We start from the raw sequence: 6,406 nt of genomic DNA, 5'->3' as shown, positions 1-6,406 counted from the left end.
TATCTCTGAAACACCGCGGTGAAGCATTCGCGAGCAGGCTCGCTCCCACAGGTTGTCTGCTTCAGCAGGGACCCTGTGTCGATTGTTAATGTGATTTATTGCGTGATACCACCAAATCAGAGCGAGATTGGATGTGAGCAAGAGAGCCTATAACTTCTGCGCCGGTCCTGCGGCGCTTCCCGAAGCTGTCCTGCAGCGCGCCCAGGGTGAACTCCTCGACTGGCACGGCAAGGGCCTGTCGGTCATGGAAATGAGCCATCGCAGCGATGAGTTCGTATCCATTGCCACCAAGGCCGAGCAGGATCTGCGTGATCTGCTGAATATCCCCTCGAACTATAAAGTGCTGTTCCTGCAAGGCGGCGCCAGCCAGCAATTTGCCCAGATTCCGCTGAACCTGCTGCCCGAAGGCGGCTCTGCCGACTATATCGACACCGGTATCTGGTCGCAGAAAGCCATTGAAGAAGCGTCGCGCTACGGCCACGTCAACGTTGCCGCTACCGCCAAGCCCTACGACTATTTCGCCATCCCCGGCCAGAACGAGTGGAAGCTGTCCAAGGACGCGGCCTACGTTCACTACGCGCCGAACGAAACCATCGGCGGCCTGGAATTCCAGTGGATCCCGGAAACCGGTGATGTTCCGCTGGTGGCCGACATGTCGTCGGACATTCTTTCGCGCCCGACGGATGTCTCGCGCTTCGGCATGATCTACGCCGGCGCCCAGAAAAACATCGGCCCGAGCGGCATCGTGGTCAACATCGTTCGCGAAGACCTGCTCGGTCGCGCCCGTTCCCTGTGCCCGACCATGCTCAACTACAAGATCGCGGCCGATAACGGCTCGATGTACAACACTCCGCCGACCCTGGCCTGGTACCTGTCCGGCCTGGTATTTGAGTGGCTGAAAGAACAGGGCGGTGTCGAAGCCATTGGCAAGCTCAATGAAGTGAAGCAGCGCACGCTCTACGACTTCATCGATGCCAGCGGTCTCTACAGCAACCCGATCAACAAGTCGGACCGCTCGTGGATGAACGTGCCGTTCCGCCTGGCGGATGATCGTCTGGACAAGCCGTTCCTGGCGGGCGCCGACGAACGTGGCCTGCTGAACCTCAAGGGTCACCGTTCCGTGGGCGGCATGCGCGCTTCCATCTATAACGCCGTCGACATCAACGCGATCAACGCGCTGGTGGCGTACATGGCAGAGTTCGAGAAGGAACACGGCTAATGTCTGAGCAAGAACTCAAGGCACTGCGCCTGCGCATTGATGCCCTGGACGAGAAAGTCCTGGAGCTGATCAGTGAGCGTGCGCGCTGCGCCCAGGAAGTCGCGCGAGTAAAGATGGCCTCGCTGGCCGAAGGCGAAGTGCCGGTGTTCTATCGTCCTGAGCGTGAAGCTCAGGTGCTCAAGCGCGTCATGGAGCGCAACCAGGGACCGCTGGGCAACGAAGAGATGGCGCGGTTGTTCCGTGAAATCATGTCCTCGTGCCTGGCCCTCGAGCAGCCGTTGAAAGTGGCTTACCTCGGCCCGGAAGGCACCTTCACCCAGGCGGCGGCCCTGAAGCACTTTGGTCACGCGGTGATCAGCAAGCCGATGGCGGCGATCGACGAAGTGTTCCGTGAAGTGGCGGCCGGTGCGGTGAACTTTGGCGTGGTTCCGGTGGAAAACTCCACCGAGGGCGCGGTCAACCACACCCTCGACAGCTTCCTCGAACACGACATGGTGATCTGCGGTGAAGTCGAGCTGCGGATTCACCACCACCTGTTGGTCGGTGAAAACACCAAGACCGACAGCATCAGTCGTATCTACTCCCACGCCCAGTCCCTGGCCCAGTGCCGCAAGTGGCTGGATGCGCATTACCCGAATGTCGAGCGCGTGGCGGTGTCCAGCAACGCCGAAGCGGCCAAGCGGGTCAAGGGCGAGTGGAACTCGGCGGCGATTGCCGGCGACATGGCGGCCGGTTTGTACGGGTTGACCCGCCTGGCCGAGAAAATCGAGGACCGTCCGGATAACTCCACGCGTTTCCTCATGATCGGCAACCAGGAAGTGCCGCCGACCGGCGACGACAAGACCTCGATCATCGTTTCCATGAGCAACAAACCCGGTGCGCTCCATGAGTTGCTGGTGCCGTTCCATGATAACGGCATCGACCTGACGCGAATCGAGACCCGTCCGTCGCGCAGTGGTAAATGGACCTACGTGTTCTTCATCGACTTTGTCGGCCACCACCGCGATCCGCTGGTAAAAGGTGTGCTGGAAAAGATCAGTCAGGAAGCAGTAGCACTCAAAGTGCTGGGTTCCTACCCGAAAGCAGTTCTCTAAGGGCGGTAGCAAATGAGTGGTAATTTCCTCGCTCTGGCACAGCCGGGCGTGCAACAACTTTCGCCTTACGTTCCAGGCAAGCCCGTGGACGAACTGGCGCGCGAGCTGGACATCGATCCGGCCAGCATCGTCAAACTGGCGAGCAACGAAAACCCTCTGGGCGCCAGCCCCAAGGCATTGGCGGCCATCCGCGAAGAGCTGGCTGAGTTGACCCGGTATCCCGACGGTAATGGTTTTGCGCTCAAGACCCTGCTGGCTGAGCAATGCCGCGTCGAGCTCAATCAGGTGACCTTGGGCAACGGCTCCAATGACATCCTTGAATTGGTTGCGCGTGCCTATCTGGCGCCAGGCCTGAATGCGGTGTTCAGCGAACATGCGTTTGCGGTCTATCCGATCGTGACTCAGGCGGTGGGTGCCCAGGCCAAGGTGATCCCGGCCAAAAACTGGGGTCATGACCTGCCGGCGATGCTCGCGGCGATCGATGCCAATACCCGTGTGGTGTTCATCGCCAACCCGAATAACCCGACCGGGACCTGGTTTGATACCGAGGCACTGGACGAATTCCTGCAGGACGTTCCGGAGCACGTGCTGGTGGTGCTGGACGAGGCTTACATCGAGTACGCCGAAGGCAGCGACTTGCCGGACGGCCTGGATTTCCTGGCTGCCTACCCGAATCTGCTGGTTTCGCGCACCTTCTCCAAGGCTTATGGTTTGGCGGCGCTGCGTGTCGGTTATGGCTTGTCCACCGCCGTGGTCGCCGACGTGCTGAACCGCGTGCGTCAGCCATTCAACGTCAATAGCCTGGCCCTGGCCGCTGCCTGCGCCGCACTGCAGGACGCCGAGTACCTGGCTGAAAGCCGTCGCCTGAACGAAGCCGGCATGCAACAACTGGAAGCGGGTTTCCGTGAGTTGGGGTTGAGCTGGATTCCTTCCAAAGGCAACTTCATTTGTGTCGATGTCGGGCGCGAAGCCGCTCCCGTGTTCCAGGGCTTGCTGCGCGAAGGCGTGATCGTGCGTCCGGTGGCCAACTACGGCCTGCCGAATCACTTGCGCATCACCATTGGACTGCCAGCGGAAAACAGCCGCTTCCTTGAGGCGCTGACCAAGGTTCTGGCTCGTGGTTGATGTCACTGCGTTGCAATCTGCTGAACCTATGATCGGGCGCCTGGTGGTGGTCGGTCTGGGGTTGATCGGCGGTTCGTTTGCCAAGGGTTTGCGTGAAAGTGGCCTGTGCCACGAAGTGGTCGGGGTCGATCTCGATCCGCAGTCGCGCAAGCTGGCGGTTGAGCTGGGCGTGGTGGATCGCTGTGAAGACGACCTGGCAGTGGCTTGCCAGGGTGCCGACGTTATCCAGTTGGCGGTGCCGATCCTCGCCATGGAAAAACTGCTGGCTCGGCTGGCAGGCATGAATCTGGGTGGGGCGATCCTGACCGACGTCGGCAGTGCCAAGGGTAATGTCGTGCGTGCCGCTACCGAAGCGTTTGGCGGCATGCCGTCGCGTTTCGTGCCGGGGCACCCGATTGCCGGTTCCGAGCAGAGTGGGGTGGAAGCCTCCAATGCCGAGCTGTTTCGCCGTCATAAAGTGATTCTGACGCCGCTGGACCAGACCGATCCGACAGCCTTGGCAGTGGTCGACCGCTTGTGGCGCGAATTGGGCGCCGATGTCGAGCACATGCAGGTCGAGCGCCACGATGAAGTGTTGGCGGCAACCAGCCATTTGCCGCACTTGCTGGCGTTCGGCTTGGTCGATTCATTGGCCAAGCGCAATGAAAACCTTGAGATCTTCCGTTACGCTGCGGGCGGTTTCCGCGATTTCACAAGAATCGCCGGAAGCGACCCGGTGATGTGGCACGACATTTTCCTCGCTAACCGCGAGGCTGTCCTGCGCACACTCGATACATTTCGCAGCGACCTCGACGCCTTGCGCGACGCGGTCGATGCAGGGGATGGGCACCAATTGTTGGGCGTTTTCACTCGCGCCCGGGTTGCCCGCGAGCATTTCAGTAAAATCCTGGCCCGCAGGGCCTATGTGGACGCTATGAATTCCAACGATCTGATTTTCCTGGCTCAACCTGGTGGCCGCCTGTCCGGTCGGATTCGCGTACCGGGTGACAAATCGATTTCCCACCGTTCGATCATGCTTGGCTCCCTGGCCGAAGGCGTCACCGAAGTGGAAGGTTTCCTCGAGGGCGAAGACGCCCTGGCGACGCTTCAGGCTTTCCGTGACATGGGCGTCGTGATTGAAGGTCCGCACCACGGTCGCGTGACCATTCACGGCGTCGGCCTGCATGGCCTGAAGCCTGCGCCGGGTCCGATCTATCTGGGCAACTCGGGTACTTCGATGCGCCTGCTGTCCGGCCTGCTGGCCGCGCAGAACTTCGATAGCACCCTGACCGGCGACGCTTCGCTGTCCAAGCGCCCGATGAATCGCGTGGCCAATCCACTGCGTGAAATGGGTGCCGTGATCGAAACCGCTGCAGAAGGTCGTCCACCGATGACCATTCGTGGTGGCAACAAGCTCAAAGGCCTGACCTACACCATGCCAATGGCCAGTGCCCAGGTGAAATCCTGCCTGCTGCTGGCGGGGCTGTACGCCGATGGCAAAACCACCGTGACCGAGCCTGCCCCGACCCGTGACCATACCGAGCGCATGTTGCGCGGCTTTGGCTACCCGGTCACCGTCAATGGCGCAACCGCGTCGGTCGAATCCGGCAACAAGCTGACCGCCACCCACATCGAAGTGCCGGGCGATATCTCGTCGTCGGCGTTCTTCCTGGTGGCCGCATCGATTGCCGAAGGTTCGGAGCTGGTGCTCGAACACGTCGGCATCAACCCGACCCGCACCGGGGTGATCGACATCCTGCGTCTGATGGGCGCTGACATCACCCTGGAAAACCAGCGTGAGGTCGGCGGCGAGCCGGTGGCTGACCTGCGTGTGCGGGCAGCTAAACTCAAAGGTATCGAGATTCCGGAAGAACTGGTGCCATTGGCCATCGACGAATTCCCGGTGCTGTTCGTGGCTGCCGCCTGCGCTGAAGGGCGTACCGTGCTGCGTGGCGCCGAAGAGCTGCGGGTCAAGGAATCGGACCGTATCCAGGTCATGGCGGATGGTCTGCTGGCGCTGGGCGTCAAGTGCGAACCGACGCCGGACGGCATCATTATCGATGGCGGCCTGATCGGTGGCGGCGAAGTGCACGGTCACGGCGATCACCGGATTGCCATGGCGTTCAGTGTTGCCTCGCTGCGTGCCTCTGCGCCGATCCGCATCCATGATTGCGCCAACGTCGCGACGTCGTTTCCCAACTTCCTCGCGCTGTGCGCGCAGGTCGGTATTCGCGTTGCCCAAGAGGCTCAGTCGTGAAAAACATTGCACCGGTCATCACCATTGATGGGCCAAGCGGCTCCGGAAAAGGCACCGTCGCCGGGATACTGGCCAAGCGCCTGGGCTGGAACCTGCTGGACTCCGGTGCGCTTTATCGGTTGCTGGCGTTCGCCGCGCATAACCATGGCGTCGACCTGACCAATGAAGAGTTGCTGAAAAAACTGGCCGCTCATCTGGATGTGCAGTTCATTGCGGCGACCGACGGTCAGTTGCAGCGCATCATTCTGGAAGGCGACGAAGTCAGCGACGTGATCCGTACGGAAAGCGTCGGTTCGGGTGCCTCCCAGGTGGCTGCATTGCCTGCGGTGCGCGAGGCGCTGCTGCAGCGCCAGCGCGCCTTTCAAGAGGCGCCGGGCCTGGTGGCCGATGGGCGTGACATGGGCACGGTGGTTTTTCCGGATGCGCCGCTGAAGATTTTCCTCACTGCCAGTGCCGAGGAGCGTGCGCGCCGTCGATACTTGCAGTTGAAGGGCAAAGTCGATGGTGTTAGTCTGTCGAGTCTGCTAGATGAGATACGTGCGCGCGATGAGCGTGACACCCAGCGAGCGGTAGCCCCGCTCAAGCCGGCGGCTGACGCCATACAGCTGGATTCCACGGAATTATCCATCGACCAGGTGCTGGAACGCATCATGAGCGAGATCGCCATTCGCGATATCGCCGGGTGACCAAGAGGGCCGCAGGGGACCAGTCATAGTCCTGTGGCGCTTCTTT

Annotated in this window: 5 protein-coding genes; all 5 read left to right on the top strand. The window is 61.1% G+C overall.

All coding sequences use genetic code 11. The features are described 5' to 3' along the window. Positions 1-133 precede the first annotated feature (133 nt). Genes serC through cmk form a run of 5 tightly spaced genes read left to right on the top strand, consistent with a single transcriptional unit; the run spans position 134 to position 6,360 of the window. Complete coding sequence (gene serC, locus ACW9HW_RS08275; protein WP_457399370.1) at positions 134-1,219, top strand: 3-phosphoserine/phosphohydroxythreonine transaminase; 1,086 nt, start codon at positions 134-136, stop codon at positions 1,217-1,219. Next, positions 1,219-2,313 carry a prephenate dehydratase gene (pheA, locus tag ACW9HW_RS08270; protein WP_020800126.1) on the top strand — a complete coding sequence of 365 codons (1,095 nt, stop codon included), beginning with the start codon at positions 1,219-1,221 and terminating at the stop codon, positions 2,311-2,313. The genes serC and pheA overlap by 1 nt, the downstream gene beginning before the upstream one ends. A 12-nt stretch (positions 2,314-2,325) precedes the next feature. After that, positions 2,326-3,438: a histidinol-phosphate transaminase gene (gene hisC, locus ACW9HW_RS08265; RefSeq protein ID WP_095196491.1), complete on the top strand. Its 1,113-nt coding sequence runs from the start codon at positions 2,326-2,328 to the stop codon at positions 3,436-3,438. 28 nt (positions 3,439-3,466) lie between these two features. Further along, positions 3,467-5,674 carry a bifunctional prephenate dehydrogenase/3-phosphoshikimate 1-carboxyvinyltransferase gene (locus tag ACW9HW_RS08260; RefSeq protein WP_256590332.1) on the top strand — a complete coding sequence of 736 codons (2,208 nt, stop codon included), beginning with the start codon at positions 3,467-3,469 and terminating at the stop codon, positions 5,672-5,674. Then, complete coding sequence (gene cmk / locus ACW9HW_RS08255; RefSeq protein ID WP_077047283.1) at positions 5,671-6,360, top strand: (d)CMP kinase; 690 nt, start codon at positions 5,671-5,673, stop codon at positions 6,358-6,360. Before ACW9HW_RS08260 ends, cmk begins: the two co-directional genes overlap by 4 nt. Positions 6,361-6,406: the final 46 nt, after the last annotated feature.

The sequence above is a fragment of the Pseudomonas sp. SDO5532_S415 genome, from assembly GCF_054071155.1.
This window is presented reverse-complemented; position numbering and strand designations above follow the sequence as displayed.